This window comes from Limnoglobus sp., from assembly GCF_059499385.1.
Genome location: NZ_JCABYM010000157.1, coordinates 93,621 through 112,177, shown reverse-complemented (window position 1 = coordinate 112,177; position 18,557 = coordinate 93,621). Strand labels below are relative to the sequence as shown.

Genomic DNA, 18,557 nt, shown 5'->3' with positions numbered 1-18,557 from the left:
GCCTCATTTCCCCTCGGAAGGACTCAGGCATGGCCGAAGTCGAAATCCCGGACCCGAAGGAAGCGAAGGAAAAGGCCGAGGACCCGTACACGAAGCGGATCGCGCTGTCGGTGGCGATCTACGCCGTCATCCTGGCGTTCGCGGCGGCCGGCGGGAACAACGCCGGCAAGGACATGATGATGGAGCAGCAGCGGGCGAGCAACCGCTGGGCGCAGTACCAGGCGAAGGCGATCCGCGAGGCGCTCTACCTGAACGACGCGGAGAAGCTAGAGATCGAGCTCGCGAAGGGGTCGCTGGCGGACGAGGCCCGCAAGAAGATGGAGGACACGCTGAAGCGCATCCGGGCGAAGCTGGCCGAGTATAAGGCGGACAAGGAGGCGATCATGGCGAAGGCCCGGAACCACGAGGCGGCCCGCGACGACGCCCACAAGCGGGACCCGTACTTCGACTTCGCCGAGGTCGCGTTACAGATCGGCGTCGTGCTAGCATCCGTGGCGATGCTGTCCGGCAAGCGGTGGGCGTTTTACGTGAGCCTGGTGCTGGCCGTGGTCGGGGCCGTCCTGACCGTCAACGGGTACTTGCTGCTCGACGGCGGGAAGTTCCTGGGACCGGAACCGGAGGTGGATTGAGACCGCGGAAGCCCAGGGTCGGGCGACCCTGGGCTTAAGCCCGGTTACCCCTTCTTGGCCTTCGCGAAGTTCTCGGCCACAACGTTCCAGTTCACGACGTTGTAGAACGCTTCGAGGTACTTGGGCCGCAGGTTGCGGTACTTCAGGTAGTAGGCGTGCTCCCACACGTCCACGCCGAGGATCGGCGTGGCCCCGCCGTCCATCTGCGGGTTGTCCTGGTTCGGCGTGCTCACCACCGCCAGCGGCTTCTCCTTGCCCGGAACCAGCCACGCCCACCCGCTGCCGAACCGCTTCGCGGCCGCGTCGCTGAACGCCGCCTTGAACTTGTCCATCGACCCGAACGAGTCGTCGATGGCCTTCTGCAACTCGCCCTTCGGCCCGGCCGGGTTCTTCGCCATGACGTTCCAGAAGAACGTGTGGTTCCAGTGCCCCCCGCCGTTGTTCCGCACCCCCTGCCGGCCCGCCTCCGGGATCGTCGGCAGCGCGGCCAGCACTTCCTCGATAGTCTTGCCCACGAGCGCCGGGGCGTTCTTCGCGAGCAGGTCGTTCAGGTTGTTGACGTAGGCTTGGTGGTGCTTCGAGTGGTGAATCGTCATCGTCTCGGCGTCGATGTGCGGCTCGAGCGCGTCGTAGGCGTAGGGCAGCTTCGGGAGCGTGAACCCGGCCGGCTTCTCTTGGGCGCGGGCGAGCGTCGGGGCGAGGACCGCGGCGGCGGAAGCCTGGAGCATCTGGCGACGTGTAAACATGGGTGGCGTCTCCGGTTGAAGGTGGCGGGCGAGGGCATCCTAGCTAGCAAGTCCGCGGCCAGACAGGGACGGTCAGAGCATCCCGACGAGTTTCGCGGTGAATTCCGTCGTCGTAGCGGAGCCGCCGAGGTCGCGGGTGCGAACGTCGGTCGTCGTCATCAGTTGGTGGAGCGCCGCCTCCAAGCGATCGGCCGCGGGCGTCTCGCCGATCTCGCGGAGCAGCAGGATCGTCGGCAGGATCAGCGGCACGGGGTTGGCGGTGTCCGGGGGAACCGTTTCATGCGTCGCGCCGTAGACCGCCTCGTACACCTTGATCCCGTCGCCGACGTTCACCGCCGCCGTCGCGCTGACGCCGCCGACCAGGCCCGCGCCGAGGTCGCTGAGCAGGTCGCCGTACAGATTTCCCGCCGCGACCACCTCGAACTGCTGCGGGCGGCTGACCATCTGCATGCAGGCGTTATCGACGATCATCTCCTTCGCCGCGATCTCCGGGTAGTCCTTCGCCACCCGGCGGAAGCAGTCGAGGTACAGCCCGTCCGCGAGCTTCAGGATGTTCGCCTTGTGGATGCAGTGGACGGACTTCCGCCCCTTCCGCCGGGCGAAGTCGAACGTGTACCGGAAAAACCGAACGGACGCGGCCTCCGTAACGATCTTGAAGCTCTGAACGACGCCGGGGACGACCTCGTGCTCGCTCGCCGTGTACAGGTCTTCCGTGATCTCCCGGACGAGGAAGAAGTCCACGCCGGCGAACCGGCTCGGCAGGCCGGGCAGGTTGTGGATCGGCCGGACGGAGGCATACAGCCCGAGGCGACGGCGGAACTCGACGTTGACGTTCGCCGCCACCTTCGCGGCCTTCGGCGGGAGCAGCTTCGTTTTCAGGGCCACACCGGTCTTGCGGACGGCATCGAGCGCGGCCTGCGGGATCGGCTCCTTCCCGGCCTCGCCGCACGCGAACGTCTGGAACTCGATCGGCACGCCGAGGGCCTCGACGACGCGGCGGACCGCCTTCTCCTGATCGTGGCCGATGCCGCCGCCCTGGATAAACGTGACCGCCCGCATGTTTTCTCCCGTGGGTTGTTTCTTCCGCCCGCGTCGTCGGGTACGCTGCCAACATTCCTATACTCCCGAGCCGCGCATGACGACTCCCTACGACACCGTCCCGTACCCGACGCAGCCGCGGATGTTCTCGCACCCCGGCCACCTGTACGCCGTCGCCCGCATGTACGGCGTCCCGGCCGCGACCCCGGCGACGTGCCGCGTGCTGGAGGTCGGGTGCGGGGAGGCGACGCACCTGATCGCGTGCGCGGCCGCAATGCCGGACGCCACGTTCGTCGGCGTCGATCTGTCCGCCGAGGCGATCGCGCGCGGGAACAAACTCGTCGAACGGGTCGGCTTGACCAACATCAAACTGATGGCGGCCGACATCACCGCCTGGGACGCGCCGCCGGAGTCGTTCGATTACGCTCTCGCGCACGGCCTCTATTCGTGGGTTCCCCCGGCTGTCCGAGACGCGCTCATGGCCCTCATGCGGCGGGTGCTGACGCAGCACGGCATCGGGTACGTCAGCTATAACGCCTACCCCGGTTGCTACATCCGCCGGATGCTGTGGGACATGATGAAGTACCACGTCGGCGGGGCGACCGACCCGCGGCAGATGATCGACCAGTCGATGAAGTTCGTCGAGTTCCTGCGGACGTGCCGGCCGATCCCGGAGGGGGCGAGGCCGGGGCTGTTCGACGAGGACCTGGACATCGTGTTGAACAAGCGGGTGGCGAACGTGCTGTACCACGACGACCTTTCGCCGGTGAACGACCCGGTTTACTTCAAGGACTTCGCCGCCCACGCCGCGCGGTTCGACCTGTCGTTCGTGTCCGAGACGGAGCCGTACACGATGGGGAACGAGGACATCCGGGAGCAGGCGGCGGACGTGTTCCGGACGCTCTCGAAGGAGAACCCGCTGAAGCGGGAGCAGTATTACGACTTCGTGACGCTCCGCCGGTTCCGCCAGACGATGTTGGCCCGCGCCCCGCACCAGCCGTGCGGGACCGCGGACCCGGACGTGATCCGCGAGCTGTACGCCTGCGGCGCGCCGAAGTACGAAGCACTCGACCTCGCCCCGGACCGGCCGATGCGGTTCTTCAACGACACGGGAACGATGACAACGACCCTGCCCCTGGCGAAGGCCGCGCTCGTCGCACTCGGCGAGCACAACCCGCACCTGCTCTCCTACCCGGAATTGCTGGCGGCCGCGAGGCGCAAGCTCGGGCGGGACGCGGTGACGGACGCCGAGGAGCGGGAACTCCGGCAAGACCTCCTCGCCGCGTGGCACACCGACCTGATCTCGCTCCGCGGGTTCTCGCCGGCCTTCGTGAAGACCGTTTCTGATCGACCGGTCGCCAGCCCCCTCGCCCGCGTGCAGCTGGCTGACGGCAACCGGACGACGACGATGCTACATCTTCAGATCGCGTTCGACGACCCGCCCGCCTCCCGGATGGTGCAACTGCTGGACGGCACGCGCACGGTCGCGGAGGTCGGTCAGGAGGTCTATAAACTTCTCCCACCCGCGAACCGGCCGAGCGAGGCCGACTTCCACATCGGGCTGACCCGCAACCTCGCGATGCTCGCGAAGAACGGGCTGTTGGTGGGATAGCGCTCTGTGGAACCCGGAGCGGAAGCGATGGGGTGAGCGACTACCACCCCATCGCTTCCGCTCCGGGTTCCACAGAAATCCACTGTAACCCGGCCGTAACGACCGCCCGCGACCCGCTCGTCGGCCGTCCCGTTCGCACGTTAGAATCGGTGTGTGGAAGCCCATCCCATTCCGGCCCTCTTCGTGTGAGGCGGTCATGCGTTCCCGAATCCTCTTCGCCGTCGCGCTGTTCGCGACAACCTCCGGGGCGGCCCTCGCCAACGGTCTGCTAATCCCCGAAGACAAAAAAGTCCCGCCGCTCGCGATGGTCAGCCACAAGGTGGCGGGGACCATCGACGAGCAAGTCGCCGTCACGACCGTCGAGCAGGTCTTCCGCAACCACACGAGCCGGCCCCTGGAGGCGACGTACCTGTTCCCCGTCCCGAAGGGGGCGAGCGTGAACAAGTTCACGATGTGGATCGACAACAAGGAGACGAGCGGCGAACTGCTCGACGCGAAGAAGGCGAACGCCATCTACACCGAGATCGTCCGCCGCACTCAGGACCCCGGCATTCTCGAGTACATGGGTAACGACCTCTTGCGGATGCGGGTGTTCCCCGTCCCGCCGAACGGCGACCAGAAGGTGAAGCTGTCGTTCACGCACGTCGCGCCGCGGGACGCCGGCGTGGTCGAGTACGTCTACCCGATGAAGACCGACGGCAAGGCCACCCGCACGCTCGACGACTTCTCGGTCAAGCTCACGCTGAAGTCGCAGGCCCCGATCCAGACCGTCTACAGCCCGACGCACGCGATCACGATTCAGCGGAAGTCGGACCGCGAGGTGCTGGTCGATTTCGAGAAGAACCAGGCCCTGCTCGACAAGGACTTCCAACTCTTCTACGCGACGAGCGCCCAGCCCATCGGCATCACCCCCCTGCTCTACCGGCCGGTGTCGAGCGAGGACGGGTACTTCATGTTTCTCGTTTCGCCGTCCACGGAGGCGAGCAAGAACAACCGCGTGCCTCGGGACATCGTGCTCGTCCTCGACAAGTCCGGCAGCATGTCCGACCTGAAGATGGCCCAGGCGAAGAAGGCGCTCAAGCACTGCCTCGGCAACCTGACGGCCGACGACCGGTTCGCGCTCGTCAGCTTCGCCACCACGATCAGCACGTTCAGCGACACGCTCCACCCGGCCACGAAGGACTACCTGGAGAAGGCCGAGAAGTGGGTGGACGACCTCCGGCAGAGCGGCGGCACCGCGATACTACCCGCCCTCGAAACGGCTCTCTCGCTGCGGCCGAAGGGGGATGCCGGGCGGTCGTTCAACGTCGTCTTCTTCACCGACGGCGTGCCGACGGTGGACGAGACGAACCCGGACAAGATCGTGAAGGCGATTGCCGCGAAGAACACGGCCAGCACCCGCATCTTCACCTTCGGCGTCGGCGACGACGTGAACGCGGCGATGCTCGACCAACTGTCGGACGCGACCCGCGCGGTCAGCACCTACGTCCGGCCGCAGGAGGACATCGAGTCGAAGGTGAGCAGCCTGCACGAGAAGATCAGCCACCCGGTCATGACGAACGTGAAGTTGTCCGCGACCGGCGTGCGGCTGCACGAGGTCTACCCGGTGCAACTGCCCGACCTGTTCCACGGCAGCCAGCTCGTCGTCATCGGCCGCTTCTCCGGCAGCGGCCCGGCGAGCGTGAAACTCAGCGGGTTGGTCGGCAGCGAGACGAAGGAGTTGGTAGAGGAATTCACCTTCCCCACGACCCGCACGACCGACGGCAAGGAGTTCGTCGAGCACCTGTGGGCGCGGCGGAAGGTCGGGTACATCCTCGACCAGATTCGCGCGAACGGCGAGAAGAAGGAGCTCGTGGACGAGGTGACGGAGATGGCGAAGAAGTACGGCATCGCGACGCCGTACACGAGCTACCTGGTGGTGCCGGACGGCCCGATGCCGGTCGCCGCACCGGGCCGCTCGGCGAACGCCCCGATGGGCGGGCCGGCCGGAGGGTTCGGCGGAACCGGGTTCTTGCCGATGGCCCCCGGCGGCGCGGCCGGGCCTGCCCCGAAAGCCGGCGAGGTAGCCCAACAAGCGGCCGCGAACGCGACAAGGGAAAAGGCAGAGGGCAAGGACGGCACGCTCGCGGCCGGCCGCGGTGCGGTCCAGAACAAGCAGATCGACGAGCAACTCGCCAAGCTAAAGCCGGCCGACCGCAAGGGGGCTTACGCCGACGCGCTTGAAAAGGCGAAGAAGGACCAGGTGGTCCTCGCCGAGGCCGACAAAAACTACAAGGGCAACCTTCGGGCGAACCAGGTCGGCACGCAGGGCGTGGACCTCGCCGTCGCGTCGAACAACCTCCGCAACCAGTCGCGGGTGTCGATTACCGCCAACCGCGCCGCCTACGGCCGCCAGTGCGTCGAGGTCGGCGGCGTCTGGATCGACGAGAAGTACGACGCGAAGATGAAGCTCGTCGCGATCAAGGCCCAGGGCAACGCGTACTTCCGGCTGCTGGAACGGCAGCCGAAGATGAAGGACGTGTACGTCCTCGGCAACCACGTCGTCTGGGTCGCGCCGAACGGCGAGGCGCTCGTCATCGACCCGAGCGAGGGGGCCGACGAGCTGAAGGACGAGGAGTTGGACAAGCTCTTTGTCCTCGCGAAGAAGTGACTGTGAATGTGGGCGAAAGCCCCGGCACGACCGTGCCGGGGCTTTTTCGCGCCTACAATCCCAGTGTTCGTCCAACCCATCCGAGGTTCACATCATGTTGACTCGTCGCACCTGGCTCGCCTTCACCCTACTGCTCGTCGGCGGCCCGCTCGCGTCGGCGGCCGACAAGAAGATGTCGTTCGAGATTTACGCCGACGCGAAGGGCGAGTTCCGTTGGCGATTGCTCGACGGCGAGGGCACGAACGTCGCCAACTCCGGCCAGGGGTACGGCAAGAAGGCCGACGCCAAGAAGATGGTCGAGAACTTCAAGGCCGACATCTCGAAGTACACGTTCGAGGTGTACGAGGACAACAAGAAGGAGCAGCGGTTCCGCCTGAAGGCGAAGAACGGCAACACCGTCGGCAGCTCGACGAGCAGCTTTAAGACGAAAGCCGAAGCCGAGAAGGCCGTCGAGGCCATCACGAAGGGGGCGAAGGACGCGAAGATCACGGAGAAGGAAAAGGAATAACCGTTCCCGGTGATTTCCCGCGACGGCAACCGGAATGGTTGCCGCCGTTTTGTTTTCGCCCCTACAATACCCGTGTCGCTAGGGGTGCCCGCCGCGGTTCGGCGGGCTGAGAACACACCCTTCGGACCTTAACCGGGTCATTCCGGCGGGGAAAGCGAACCATCGGCCACCGGCCGCGCACTTCCCGCCCCATTCGGGGTACCACGGCCCATGACGCAACTCGAAGCCGCCCGCGCGGGCACGATCACGCCCGAAATGCAGTTCGTCGCGACGCGCGAAGACCTGCCCGCCGAACTCGTCCGCAGCGAGGTCGCCCGCGGCCGGATGGTCATCCCTGCGAACACGGTCCACCTTCGGAAGAAGCTCGAACCGATGTGCATCGGCGTGGCGTCGTCGTGCAAGATCAACGCGAACATCGGCAACTCGGCCGTCACCGGCAAGGTCGAGGACGAGTTGGAGAAGTTGCACACGGCCGTCCACCTCGGCTCGGACACGGTCATGGACTTGTCCACCGGCGGGAACATCGACGGCATCCGCCAGGCGATCATCGACGCCTCCCCGGTCCCGATCGGAACGGTCCCGATCTACCAGATCATCCAGAACGTCAAGGACCCCCGCGACATCACGCCGAAGATGATGCTCGACATGGTCGAGCACCAGGCGAAGCAAGGCGTGGACTACATGACGATCCACGCCGGCGTGCTGCTCGAACACGTCCCGCTGACCCGCGACCGCGTGACGGGGATCGTCTCCCGCGGCGGGTCGCTGATGGCCGCGTGGATGGTCGCGCACCACCAGCAGAACCCGTGGTACACGCACTTCGGCGAGCTATGTGAGATCATGCGGGCCTACGACGTGACGTTCAGCCTCGGCGACGGCCTCCGCCCCGGCAGCCTCGCGGACGCCAACGACGCCGGCCAGTTCGCGGAACTGAAAACCCTCGGCGAGCTGACGCTCAAAGCGTGGGACCACGGCTGCCAGGTGATGATCGAAGGCCCCGGCCACATCCCGATGCACCTGGTCAAGATGAACATCGAGAAGGAGCGGGAACTCTGCCACGACGCCCCGTTCTACGTCCTCGGCCCGCTCGTGACGGACATAGCCCCCGGCTACGACCACATCACGAGTGCCATCGGCGCGGCCCTCGCCGCCGAAGCGGGCGCGGCGATGCTCTGCTACGTGACGCCGAAGGAACACCTCGGCCTGCCGAACAAGGACGACGTGCGGCAGGGCGTAATCGCGTACAAGATCGCGGCCCACGCCGGCGACATCGCCCGCGGCCGGAAGAACGCGCGGGTCCGCGACGACGCGCTCAGCAAAGCCCGGTTCGAGTTCGACTGGAACCGCCAGTTCGAGCTGTCGCTCGACCCGGAGACGGCCCGCCGGATGCACGACGAGACGCTGCCGCAAGAGGTGTTCAAGAGCGCGAAGTTTTGTTCGATGTGCGGCCCGAAGTTCTGCTCGATGCGGATCACGCAGGACGTGCGGAAGTTGGCCGACGACGCGGCCCGCATCTCGCTCGACCTGACGCCGGCGCTCGCGAAGTAACGGCTCAGCCGCCGTTGCCGTTCGGGGTGACGGCGGCTATATCATTGTCACCAGGGTCACTTAGCTCAGCTGGTAGAGCGAGCGACTGAAAATCGCTAGGTCCCCGGTTCAATCCCGGGAGTGACCACTTCGACGGCCGCTCATCTCACACACGTCCGAGACGCTACCCGCCGTATTTCGTGATATCGACTACCCCGTTGGCCAACCGAGTGCGTCCATCGACGCCACGTCGCTCCGGCGGGAGATGATCCATTCCAACTCAGACCCTCACAAGCACGTGTACGAGAATTGCCACCCACATAGTCGCGAACAGGATCGGCACGGCGAAGGCGAGCGGCCGGGCGATGGACAGCCCGTCGGTCCGGCCGGGCCCACAATACCCGGCGAGCGTTCGGGCGTATTCCGGAACGGCCCGGCGGAGTTGTTGGTTTACGTGTACGCAGTACCGCCAGTGTCGGACCTGGACCCGCAGCCACAGGGCGGCGAACGCGACGCCGACGGCCACGAGAGGGACGAAGACTGTCGGCGACGGCTCCTTGTTGTAAAGGATGGCGAACACGGCGAGCAGCCCGGCCTGGACGGCCGAGAAATAATTGAGCCGGTCGTGGAACAGGCGTTCCTCGTGCATCCCGTGCTGCCACATGCGATTCACTTCGTCCGCGGCCAGAGCGGGTTCGTGCGGGACGGTCACTTCTTCCCTTTGTGTTCTCTTGAGGTCGAGCGGTCGTAACTGAAAATACGGACCGACCGGAGGCGTTGGCTTCGACTCGGTATCTCATTCGGCGCGGTGTGTCGGAAAACTCTTGAAGAGGAATGTAGCAGTTGAGCCATTTAGTCATAAAGTTAAGTAGTTGGCTGTAAATGTGCAGAATTTGTGCTTGTTGGCAAGAATGTGGCCCGAATCGCCTTAATTCGGAACTTGCATTCCTTCCGATCGGAAGACTGCCGCGCGATCTGTGATTTTTTGCCCCATTATTGAGGTTCCACCATGCGTCCGTTTTTGTTCGCCCTGGCCCTGACCGTGTTATTCGCCGCCTCCGGTCGTGCCGCTTTCACCTTGACCGTCGAGTCAGCCCCGGCCGGGTACACCGGGCCGGTAACCGCGACGACCACCCCTGAGTTCCCGGACGCGATTGTATTCCAGGCCGGGAGCACGGCCGCCGACGACGGCCGGTTCACGGCCGCGTCCAGCCGCGAACAGTTCCCGACCTACGCGGCCATCGGGACGACGTTCCAGTTCAAGGCGGCACTCACGTCGCCGTCGGGCGGGGTAGGGTACGTCCCGGCCGGCAGGTACGTTGTCCGCATCCGGAACGACGAGTTCACCCTCCCGCCGGGGACGGAGGGGACCATCGGCATCATGCACACGTCGATCGTCCCGTTCGCCGCCATCCCCGGCTCGCCGCTCGTGACGACGACGGCCACCAGCAGCATCCTTGGGGGGAACTCGGCGACCGTGAACGGCAGCCCGATGCTCACGCAAATGTTCGAGGCACTCACCCCCAAGCCGGACGGCGTGTACACGCTGGACCAGCTGGTGACGATCGACCTCCCGGCCGGCGGCAGCGGGCAGTTCTCCGTCACGTCCTACATCACGGCGATCCCGGCCCCGCCGGCGCTGCTGCTCTGTGGGATCGGCGTCCCAGCCTTCGGGTTCGCCATCCGGGCCTTCCGACGGAAGTAAGGCCGAGTTCGAGGACGCGAGGGGAGGTCGAATCAGGATGAAGATCGCACTCGCCCAGATTCGATCGACCCCCGGCGACATCACTTCAAACGGAACGACCGTCCTCCGGGGCATCCGGACCGCCGCCGACCGCGGGTGCGACGCGGTCGTGTTCCCGGAGATGAGCGACACCGGCTACCACATGCCGACGATCGTGCGGACCGCCGGGACGTGGGACGGCGGCGTCTTCGCGGACATCGTTGCCGCCGCGGTTGACGCGAAGATCACGGTCGTGGCCGGCCTGTCCGAACGGGTCGGCAGGGACATCTTCAACACGGTCGCGGTGATCGGCCCGGACGGACGGCTCATCGCGAAGTACCGCAAGACGCACCTCATCACGGCCGAGCCGGTGTGCGAGCAGAACTACATCCGGGCCGGCGACGCCCTCACGCTTTGCGAGATCGGAGAGTTCCGCGTCGGGCTGATGACCTGCTACGACGTGCGGTTCCCGGAACTGGCCCGCAAGCTCGCGCTGTCCGGGGCGGAAGTGCTGATCGTCCCGGCCGCGTTCCCGGCCGTGCGGATCGGGCACTGGGAGACGATCACGGCCTGCCGGGCCATCGAGAACCAGGTGTACGTCGCGGCCGTCAACCGCGTCGGCGAGGACCACGGCCTCGCGTTCGGCGGCACGAGCCGCCTCTACGACCCGTACGGGACCGTGTTGGCAGCCGCCGAGACGGACGAAGCATTGCTCGTCGGCGAAATCACGAAGGAGCGACTTGCGGCCGTTCGCGGGCAGTTGAAGGTGTACCAGGACCGGCGGGAGGAGTTGTACCGGTAGCAGGTTCCCGGACGAGCAGGTTCAACAGCGGGACGGTCGCGGCGGTGGTGACGAGCGCCATCATCACCATCATCGCGAACAGGGTCGGACTGATGACGCCCATGTCCAGGCCGATGTTCAGTATGACCAGTTCCATCAACCCCCGCGTGTTCAGCAACGCCCCGAGGGCGGCGGACGACCGCCACGACTGGCCGGCCAGCTTCGCCGCGACGAGCGCCCCGCCGAACTTGCCGGCCGACGCGACGACGATGATCGCGGCGCACCACGCCCAGTCCTGCCAACCGCTCAACAACCCGAACTGCGTCCGCATGCCGGTGAACGCGAAGAACGCGGGAAGGAGTAGGACCGTCGCGGGGTCCTTCAACTTCGCGGTAAACTCCTTCGCGATCCGGCCGTCGTGCGGAATCAAGACGCCGAACAGGAACGCCCCGAAGATGGCGTGAATGCCGATCGCCTCGGTCGCGAGCGCGGCCGACAGCAACCCGAGGAACGTCCCGGATATCACGACCGGCGGGAGCGGGCCGACCGTCGCGTCGCACCGCCGGCTGACCCGCGCGACCACCGGCTTCACGACGAGGACCATCGCGGCGATGAAGGCGGCCGCCCCCGCCAGCACGAGCACGGCGGCACCCGCCTTCGCCTCCGCTACCCCGACCACGAGCGCGAGCAGACACCACGCCGTTACGTTGTCGGCGGCGGCACAACCGAGTGCCACCACCCCCAACTCCGTCTTGGCCATGCCCCGGTCGGTGAGGATGCGGGCCAACACCGGGAACGCGGAGATCGCCATCGACACGCCCATGAACAGGGCGAAGGTGGTGAACGGTACGCCGGCGTGGGCGAGCGTCGGGTAGAGGCCGAGCGCGAGGGCGGCCCCGCACACGAACGACACGACGATGCTCGTACTCGACACCGCCACCGCCGTCCGTGCCTTCTGTTTCAAGTGGTTCGCGTTCAGGTCTAGCCCGACGAGGAACATGTAGAGGATCACGCCGAGCTGCGCCACGGCCTTGAGCGCGGCCGCAACTTGCCCGGTCGGATCGACCGCCGCGGACGGGATGAGCGCGTTCATCGCTTCGGGTGAAATGGCCCCCAGGAGCGACGGGCCGAGCAGGATGCCGGCGAGTACCTCACCGATCACCGGCGGCTGACCGACGTACCGGAGGGCCGCACCCAGGACGTGCCCGAGGGCAATGACGGCGACGAGCGTGGCGACGACGTGCAGTACGACGTTCACTTCGGCCGCCTTCGGCGATGTGATCGACGCCGCGGGGGCCGGGGCCGTCAACCCTTCCCCGACGTGCCGGACGAGGAAGAAGACGGCGACCGCGCCGAGTAGTAGCCCCAGGAAAGCCGCGGCCCCGACCCATGTGCGCTTCGGCGCGGGGGCGGTCGCCGGTATCAAATCGGGCGAATTCATTCGCGGCTCCGGGGCGGGACTACCTCCACGGGCTGTCGTCGGCCTCGTGCGGCCGCCGGGCGGCCTTCAGCAGTTCGATGAGGGACTTCAACTCCTCCGCCGCGAGGTGGCCGAGCTGCCGCTCGTGGCATTCCGCCAGCGGCCCGGCGACGTGCCGCAAGAGGTCGAGGCCCGCGCGGGTGATGGTGACGAACACCGCCCGCCGGTCTTCCGCCGACCGCGACCGGCGGACGAACCCGCGGCCCTCCAACCGATCTAACATGCGGGTCATGTCGGGCGCGCGGGAAATGAGCCGTTCCAACAACCGGGACACGGAAACCGGGTCCGGCCGGTCGGCCTGCAACAGCCGGAGCAGGTTGTACTGCTGCGCCGTCAGGTCGAACCGGGCGAACAGTTCGTCCTCGACGGCCCGCAGCCGGTCGTATGTCCGCCACAGCGCGAGGTACGCCTCCTGTTGCGGCGAGTCGAACCGGCGGGCCGGAACCCGGCGGGAAGGCCGCTGTTGAGTCATGCTTCAGAAATTATCCGTTCAAACAGAATTTGTCCAGACAATTGTTGAGGCGGCGAAAACTTGTTCCACCGCGTCGGCCCGGATAACCTGAGTTCGTACCCCACCCGTGCGAGCGATTCCCATGACCGACTCATTCCTTCGCCTTTGCCTTGCGCTCCTCATCGCTCTCGCGTTCGCGTTCGTTCACACACCGGCGGCCGACCCGAAGGCGAAGGAGAAGGGTAAGCCGAACCGCCTGGCGAAGGAAAGCAGCCCGTACCTGCTCCAACACGCATACAACCCGGTGGACTGGTTCCCGTGGGGGCAGGAGGCGTTCGACCGCGCGAGGAAGGAGAACAAGCTCGTCTTCCTGTCGATCGGATACAGTTCGTGCCACTGGTGTCACGTCATGGAGCGGGAGTCGTTCTCGAACGCGGCCGTCGCGAAGGTGCTGAACGACAACTTCGTCTGCGTGAAGGTGGACCGTGAGGAGCGACCGGACGTGGACGACATCTACATGACGGCCCTCCAGACCGTCGGGCAGTCCGGCGGGTGGCCGCTGACGATGTTCCTCACGCCGGACGGCAAGCCGATCTTCGGCGGCACGTACTTCCCGCCGGAAGACAAGAAGGTCGAGGACGGCACGATCAGCGGCATGACGACGATCCTGAAGCGTGTCATCGAGCTGAACGCGAAGGACCGGGCCGGGCTGGAGAAGCAGGCCGAGCGGATCGCGGAGATGACGGCCGCGGCGCTGGAGAAGAACGTGCAGGCTGTGCCGCTGGTTCCGCTCGACCGGGAGTTGGTGAAGGACGCGATGCGGTGGCTGGAGATCGACCCGGTCCACGGCGGCATCGGCGACAAGCTGCGGAACTTCAAGCAGACGAAGTTCCCCCGCGTCGCGGCCCTCGCGTTCCTGCACCAACAGGGGCAGAAGCCGGGGAACGAGCCGCGGGCGAAGTTGGTGACACTCACGCTGCGGAAGATGGCCGAGGGCGGCATCTACGACCAACTCGGCGGCGGCTTCCACCGGTACAGCACGGAGCGGACGTGGACCGTGCCGCACTTCGAGAAGATGCTGTACGACAACGCGCAGCTCGTCGAGTTGTACGCGGACGCCTACCGCGTCACGCCGGACCCGATTTACAAGCGGGTGGTCGCGGAAACGCTGTCGTTCGTGGCGAGGGAGATGACCGGGCCGGACGGCGGGTTCTACTCCGCGCTCGACGCGGACAGCAACGGCGTCGAGGGCGAGTTCTACGTCTGGACGCCGGACGACATCAAGGCGGCCCTCGGCAACGACGCGGACGCGGGATTCGTGATGGCGGTCTACGGCGGGGACGCACCCAACTTCGAGGACAAGTTTCACATCTTCCGCCTGCCGAAGCCGACGGCAGACCTCGCGAAGGAGCTGAAGCTGACCGAGGCGGAACTGCTCGCGAAGCTGGAGCCGGTGAAGGCGAAACTGCTCGCGCATCGGGCGAAGCGGGTGCGGCCGTTCCTGGACACGAAGGTCATCACCGCCTGGAACGGACAGATGATGGCGGCCTACGCCCGCGCCGGGGAAGTGTTCAAGGAGAAAGCGTACCTCGACACGGCGACGCGGGCGGCCGACTTCCTCCTCACGAAGTTGCGGGACAAGGACCGCCGGCTGTTGCGACTTTACGCCGCCGTGCCGGGCGAGAAGCCGGCGGCGCGGGGCAACGCCTTCCTGGACGATTACGCCTTCCTACTGCACGGCCTGCTGACGCTGCACGACGCGACCGGCGAGAAGAAGTGGCTCGACGAGTCGAAGACCGTCGCCGACACGCTCATCAAGTGGCACGCGGACAAGGACCGCGGCGGGTTCTACTACACCGCGCACGATCACGAGAAGCTGTTCGCCCGGTCGAAGGACAGCTATGATGGCGCGCAGCCGTCCGGCAACGGGATGACGATCCGCGGCCTTCTAAGGCTGTGGCGGAAGACGAACGAGGCGACCTACCGCGACCTGTGCGTCCGCACGGTGAAATCCTTCACCGGCGTGTTGAAGACGAGTCCCGGCTCCGTGCCGACCGTCGCGCGGAGCCTCGACGACCTGCTCGACCTCGCGGAAAAAGACCCGGTCGTGCTCGGAGGGAAAGACGCGCCGGCCCCCGCCCCGGCCAAGAACCCTCGCGAGGCGGCGGACGTGGTGACGGCATCGCTGGACCTCGGCAAAACGGACAAGGACGGCGGGCAGACGTTCACCGTCACGCTGACCGTCGCGGAACCGTGGCACGTCTACGCGAACCCGGTCGGCAACGACCCGCTGAAGGAGTCCGAAACGACCGTCGAGGTCTACGTCGGCGACAAGAAGGTCGATGCGAAAATCGAGTTCCCGCAAGGGACGCCGGCGAAGGACGCGACGGCCGGCGAGTACCAAATCTACGAGGGGAAGGTGACCATCACCGGGGAGGTGACGCGGCCGAAGGACGCTGCGCTCGAAGTCCGCGTCCGCGTGTTGGCGTGCAAGGACCGGCTCTGCCTGCTTCCGAGCGTCATCAAGTTGAAGTAGGGTGGTGGGGGGGGGGGGGGGGCCCCCCCCCCCGGGGCCCCCCCCCCCCCGGGGGGGGGCGGGGGGGGGCCCCCCCCCCCCCCCCCCCCCCCCACCACCCTACAATCACGGCTCGACAGGAACCTCGACGAGTAGCAGCCGGTCGTCGCGGATGACGGTCGCCAACAGCTTCGCCGACGCCGGGTGCTGGGCCAAAATCCGATGCACGTCGTCCACGCTCGCCACGATCCGGTCGTTGATCGCCACGAGCACGTCATCTTCCCGGAACGCATTGTTCTTCCCGTGGACTTCCCCGATCCGCACCGCACGATCGGACAGTAAGTCGTGTTCCACCATGACCGCGTGCGGCAACTGCACGGCCGCCGCCGTGACTCGCAACAGCCGGCGGCGGACGCGGCCGTGGGCGAGGAGTTCGCCGTACACCCACCGGACCGTCTTGCTCGGCACGGCGAACCCGATGCCCTGGGCGAACGCGATGATGGCCGTGTTGATGCCGACCAGCCGGCCGCGGGAATCGACGAGTGGGCCGCCGGAGTTGCCGGGGTTGATCGGGGCCGTGTGCTGGATCACTTCCTCGATCATCCGCCCGTCCTGGCCGCGCATGTTCCGGCCGAGTGCGCTAACGATCCCGGTCGAGACGGTCGAGTGGAACCCGAGCGGGCTGCCCATCGCGATGACGAGTTGCCCGACCCGCAGCGTCGCCGAGTCGCCGAAGGCCGTGTGCGGCAGGTCGGCCGACTTCAGCCGCAACAGGGCCGTGTCGGTGGACGGGTCGTCGCCGATCACCTTCGCCGGGAGGCGGTCGCCGTCCGTCGTCTCCGCGACCAGTTGTGACCTTCCGGCGACGACGTGGCTGTTCGTCAGCACGTACCCGTCCGCCGACACGATGACGCCGGACCCGGACCCGCGGTTCGGCTCGCGGCCATCGCCGGTGACCGACACGACGGCCGGGGACACGGTATCGACCACCTGCACGACCGCCCTCGAATAGGCGTCGAGCAAGTCCTCTTCGGGTCGCGGTTCGGGGGCGCGGCCGGGTCGCTGTGCGGGACGGTCGGCGGAATCGTTGACGTCAAAGGGTCGGGTGTCGAGGGGCATGGGTTGTTCTCCGGGATTGTTGAATTGTTCGCACGACCAGTGACGGAGGCAAATCCCACCGTTCCCCGGACCTGGTAAGTTTTTGCTGGCGGGAGCCAGACTCACTCTGGTAGATTCACCGCGGAACGACCCCGGACTCGCATCCGGCCTGACCGAGCCGCCTCGAATGACTGGAACGGGAACTGCACTGGACGCTATTAATGCTTCATTTCCTGGGAAATGCGGCAGCCGTGCCACTTTTACTAGCATCCCCTGATTAAAAAGTGCGCCATGCCTAGTACCCTCGATCGCACGGAGACCTTTATCACCTCCTCTCGCTTCGGCACTCGCCTTTTCGATGGCTACCTGCCCCACCCGACGGCTTTTGACGAACTCTTCCAAGCGAACGGCCAACCGCACCCGCACTGCCGGACCGTTGCGACGAAGCTCGGGCAGATCGCGATCACCGAGTTCCACGCCCGGCGGGCCAGTGCGGACCTCGCGTTCGTCAACCAGGGGATCACGTTCACCGTCTACTCGGACCGCCGCGGCACGGAGAAAATATTCCCGTTCGACATCGTCCCACGCGTCGTCCCCGGCGCGGAGTGGCCGCGGCTCGAGGCCGGGCTGACGCAGCGGCTCAAGGTGCTGAACCTGTTCCTGAACGACATGTACCACGACCAGCGGATCATCAAGGAGGGCGTGATCCCGGCCGACCTCGCGCTCGGCTCGAAGGGGTTCCGCAAGGAGATGGTCGGGTTCACGCCGCCGGGCGGGGTGTACGTCCACATCTGCGGCACGGACCTGATCCGCGACCAGCACGGCGAGTTCCGCGTCCTCGAAGACAACGGCCGCACGCCGTCCGGCGTCAGCTACGTACTGGAAAACCGGGCCATCATGAAGAAGGTGTTCCCGCAGCTCTTCCAGGACTGCCAGGTGAAGCGGGTGGAGGACTACCCGCACCGCCTCCGGGACGCGCTGCGGTCGGTCGCGCCGAAGGGGGCCGCCAGCCCGCCGACGATCGTGCTCCTCTCGCCGGGGCCGTACAACTCGGCGTACTTTGAGCACAGCTTCCTCGCCCGGCACATGGGCGTCGAACTCGTCATCGGCCAGGACTTGTTCGTCCACGACGACACGGTCTACCTGAAGACGACCCGCGGGCCGCAGAAGGTGGACGTGATCTACCGGCGGCTCGACGACGACTTCCTCGACCCGGAGGCGTTCCGGCCGGACAGCCTGCTCGGCGTGCCGGGGCTGTTCCGGGCGTACCGGGCCGGGACCGTGACGCTCGCGAACGCCGTCGGCACGGGCGTCGCCGACGACAAGGCCGTCTACCCCTACGTCGAGGAGATGATCCGGTTCTACCTCTCGGAAGAGCCGATCCTGCGGAACGTGCCGACGTACATCTGCGCCAGGCCGGACGACTTGAAGTACACGCTCGACCACCTCCCCGAACTGGTCGTGAAGGCGGTGAACGAGTCCGGCGGGTACGGTATGTTGATGGGGCCGAGCAGCACGGCCGCCCAGCGGAGCGAGTTCCGCGCGAAGATTGTCGAGAACCCGCGGAACTACGTCGCGCAGCCGGTGGTGACGCTCTCCACCAGCCCGACGTGGACGGACGAGGGCGTGTCCCCGCGGCACGTCGATCTGCGGCCGTACATCGTCACCGGGAAGACGACGTGGGTGCTGCCCGGCGGTCTGACCCGGACGGCGCTCGTGAAGGGGTCGCTGGTCGTGAACAGTAGCCAGGGCGGCGGCAGCAAGGACACCTGGGTGCTGGAACACTGCGAGTGACCGCC

General features: G+C 66.5%; 15 protein-coding genes and 1 tRNA gene. 10 read left to right on the top strand and 6 right to left on the bottom strand.

Translation table 11 applies throughout. The annotated features are described in order from the left end of the window. The first annotated feature begins 29 nt into the window (after positions 1-29). On the top strand, positions 30-629 hold the full coding sequence (locus AC5JJ2_RS27560; protein WP_495861274.1) for a DUF4337 domain-containing protein: 600 nt from the start codon (positions 30-32) through the stop codon (positions 627-629). A 44-nt stretch (positions 630-673) separates the two neighbouring features. Here AC5JJ2_RS27560 and AC5JJ2_RS27555 read toward each other — a convergent pair whose 3' ends face one another. Beyond that, positions 674-1,375, bottom strand: coding sequence for a superoxide dismutase (locus AC5JJ2_RS27555; RefSeq protein WP_495861273.1), 702 nt, complete (start codon positions 1,373-1,375; stop codon positions 674-676). Positions 1,376-1,447: 72 nt separating this feature from the next. Then, positions 1,448-2,434 (bottom strand): isocitrate/isopropylmalate family dehydrogenase, encoded by a 987-nt coding sequence (locus tag AC5JJ2_RS27550; RefSeq protein ID WP_495861272.1) that lies wholly within the window; start codon positions 2,432-2,434, stop codon positions 1,448-1,450. A gap of 76 nt (positions 2,435-2,510) precedes the next feature. On the opposite strand from AC5JJ2_RS27550, the gene AC5JJ2_RS27545 reads away from it, so the two are divergent. The 5 genes from AC5JJ2_RS27545 to AC5JJ2_RS27525 all read left to right on the top strand — a co-directional run bounded on the left by AC5JJ2_RS27545 (position 2,511) and on the right by AC5JJ2_RS27525 (position 8,858). Next, the gene (locus AC5JJ2_RS27545) at positions 2,511-4,025 is read left to right on the top strand and encodes a methyltransferase regulatory domain-containing protein (RefSeq protein WP_495861271.1); all 1,515 of its coding nucleotides are present in this window, start codon (positions 2,511-2,513) and stop codon (positions 4,023-4,025) included. 196 nt (positions 4,026-4,221) lie between these two features. Further along, a complete protein-coding gene (locus AC5JJ2_RS27540; RefSeq protein WP_495861270.1) occupies positions 4,222-6,675 on the top strand; it encodes a VIT domain-containing protein in 2,454 nt (817 codons plus the stop codon). A 94-nt stretch (positions 6,676-6,769) separates the two neighbouring features. Then, positions 6,770-7,183 carry a YegP family protein gene (locus AC5JJ2_RS27535; protein ID WP_495861269.1) on the top strand — a complete coding sequence of 138 codons (414 nt, stop codon included), beginning with the start codon at positions 6,770-6,772 and terminating at the stop codon, positions 7,181-7,183. Positions 7,184-7,393: 210 nt separating this feature from the next. After that, positions 7,394-8,731: a phosphomethylpyrimidine synthase ThiC gene (thiC, locus tag AC5JJ2_RS27530; RefSeq protein WP_495861268.1), complete on the top strand. Its 1,338-nt coding sequence runs from the start codon at positions 7,394-7,396 to the stop codon at positions 8,729-8,731. A 54-nt stretch (positions 8,732-8,785) separates the two neighbouring features. Then, positions 8,786-8,858 (top strand) — tRNA-Phe (locus AC5JJ2_RS27525). A gap of 132 nt (positions 8,859-8,990) precedes the next feature. Here the strand turns inward: AC5JJ2_RS27525 and AC5JJ2_RS27520 are convergent. Continuing rightward, a complete protein-coding gene (locus AC5JJ2_RS27520) occupies positions 8,991-9,422 on the bottom strand; it encodes a RipA family octameric membrane protein (RefSeq protein ID WP_495861267.1) in 432 nt (143 codons plus the stop codon). A gap of 297 nt (positions 9,423-9,719) precedes the next feature. Between AC5JJ2_RS27520 and AC5JJ2_RS27515 the strand changes: the two genes are divergently transcribed. Together AC5JJ2_RS27515 and AC5JJ2_RS27510 are read left to right on the top strand one after the other, a co-directional pair. After that, complete coding sequence (locus AC5JJ2_RS27515; protein WP_495861266.1) at positions 9,720-10,415, top strand: hypothetical protein; 696 nt, start codon at positions 9,720-9,722, stop codon at positions 10,413-10,415. Positions 10,416-10,452: 37 nt separating this feature from the next. Continuing rightward, complete coding sequence (locus AC5JJ2_RS27510; protein ID WP_495861265.1) at positions 10,453-11,235, top strand: nitrilase-related carbon-nitrogen hydrolase; 783 nt, start codon at positions 10,453-10,455, stop codon at positions 11,233-11,235. Here AC5JJ2_RS27510 and AC5JJ2_RS27505 read toward each other — a convergent pair. Both AC5JJ2_RS27505 and AC5JJ2_RS27500 read right to left on the bottom strand, forming a co-directional pair. Beyond that, positions 11,159-12,655 carry a cation:proton antiporter gene (locus AC5JJ2_RS27505; protein WP_495861264.1) on the bottom strand — a complete coding sequence of 499 codons (1,497 nt, stop codon included), beginning with the start codon at positions 12,653-12,655 and terminating at the stop codon, positions 11,159-11,161. The genes AC5JJ2_RS27510 and AC5JJ2_RS27505 overlap by 77 nt on opposite strands. Before the next feature lie 19 nt (positions 12,656-12,674). Further along, positions 12,675-13,166 carry a MarR family winged helix-turn-helix transcriptional regulator gene (locus tag AC5JJ2_RS27500; protein WP_495861263.1) on the bottom strand — a complete coding sequence of 164 codons (492 nt, stop codon included), beginning with the start codon at positions 13,164-13,166 and terminating at the stop codon, positions 12,675-12,677. Positions 13,167-13,287: 121 nt separating this feature from the next. On the opposite strand from AC5JJ2_RS27500, the gene AC5JJ2_RS27495 reads away from it, so the two are divergent. Next, positions 13,288-15,681, top strand: a complete 2,394-nt coding sequence (locus AC5JJ2_RS27495; RefSeq protein WP_495861262.1) for a DUF255 domain-containing protein — start codon at positions 13,288-13,290, stop codon at positions 15,679-15,681. A gap of 105 nt (positions 15,682-15,786) precedes the next feature. On the opposite strand, the gene AC5JJ2_RS27490 is transcribed toward AC5JJ2_RS27495, so the two are convergent. Continuing rightward, positions 15,787-16,683 carry a S1C family serine protease gene (locus AC5JJ2_RS27490; protein ID WP_495861261.1) on the bottom strand — a complete coding sequence of 299 codons (897 nt, stop codon included), beginning with the start codon at positions 16,681-16,683 and terminating at the stop codon, positions 15,787-15,789. A 366-nt stretch (positions 16,684-17,049) separates the two neighbouring features. On the opposite strand from AC5JJ2_RS27490, the gene AC5JJ2_RS27485 reads away from it, so the two are divergent. Then, positions 17,050-18,552 (top strand): circularly permuted type 2 ATP-grasp protein, encoded by a 1,503-nt coding sequence (locus AC5JJ2_RS27485; RefSeq protein ID WP_495861260.1) that lies wholly within the window; start codon positions 17,050-17,052, stop codon positions 18,550-18,552. The last annotated feature ends 5 nt before the right edge of the window (positions 18,553-18,557 follow it).

What these genes read in the sequence shown, in the direction of transcription:
- AC5JJ2_RS27560 (WP_495861274.1), top strand. Translation starts at nt 30, where the DNA reads ATGGCCGAAGTCGAAATCCCGGACCCGAAGGAAGCGAAGGAAAAGGCC.
- AC5JJ2_RS27555 (WP_495861273.1), bottom strand. Translation starts at nt 1,375, where the DNA reads ATGTTTACACGTCGCCAGATGCTCCAGGCTTCCGCCGCCGCGGTCCTC.
- AC5JJ2_RS27550 (WP_495861272.1), bottom strand. Translation starts at nt 2,434, where the DNA reads ATGCGGGCGGTCACGTTTATCCAGGGCGGCGGCATCGGCCACGATCAG.
- AC5JJ2_RS27545 (WP_495861271.1), top strand. Translation starts at nt 2,511, where the DNA reads ATGACGACTCCCTACGACACCGTCCCGTACCCGACGCAGCCGCGGATG.
- AC5JJ2_RS27540 (WP_495861270.1), top strand. Translation starts at nt 4,222, where the DNA reads ATGCGTTCCCGAATCCTCTTCGCCGTCGCGCTGTTCGCGACAACCTCC.
- AC5JJ2_RS27535 (WP_495861269.1), top strand. Translation starts at nt 6,770, where the DNA reads ATGTTGACTCGTCGCACCTGGCTCGCCTTCACCCTACTGCTCGTCGGC.
- thiC (WP_495861268.1), top strand. Translation starts at nt 7,394, where the DNA reads ATGACGCAACTCGAAGCCGCCCGCGCGGGCACGATCACGCCCGAAATG.
- AC5JJ2_RS27515 (WP_495861266.1), top strand. Translation starts at nt 9,720, where the DNA reads ATGCGTCCGTTTTTGTTCGCCCTGGCCCTGACCGTGTTATTCGCCGCC.
- AC5JJ2_RS27510 (WP_495861265.1), top strand. Translation starts at nt 10,453, where the DNA reads ATGAAGATCGCACTCGCCCAGATTCGATCGACCCCCGGCGACATCACT.
- AC5JJ2_RS27505 (WP_495861264.1), bottom strand. Translation starts at nt 12,655, where the DNA reads ATGAATTCGCCCGATTTGATACCGGCGACCGCCCCCGCGCCGAAGCGC.
- AC5JJ2_RS27500 (WP_495861263.1), bottom strand. Translation starts at nt 13,166, where the DNA reads ATGACTCAACAGCGGCCTTCCCGCCGGGTTCCGGCCCGCCGGTTCGAC.
- AC5JJ2_RS27495 (WP_495861262.1), top strand. Translation starts at nt 13,288, where the DNA reads ATGACCGACTCATTCCTTCGCCTTTGCCTTGCGCTCCTCATCGCTCTC.
- AC5JJ2_RS27485 (WP_495861260.1), top strand. Translation starts at nt 17,050, where the DNA reads ATGCCTAGTACCCTCGATCGCACGGAGACCTTTATCACCTCCTCTCGC.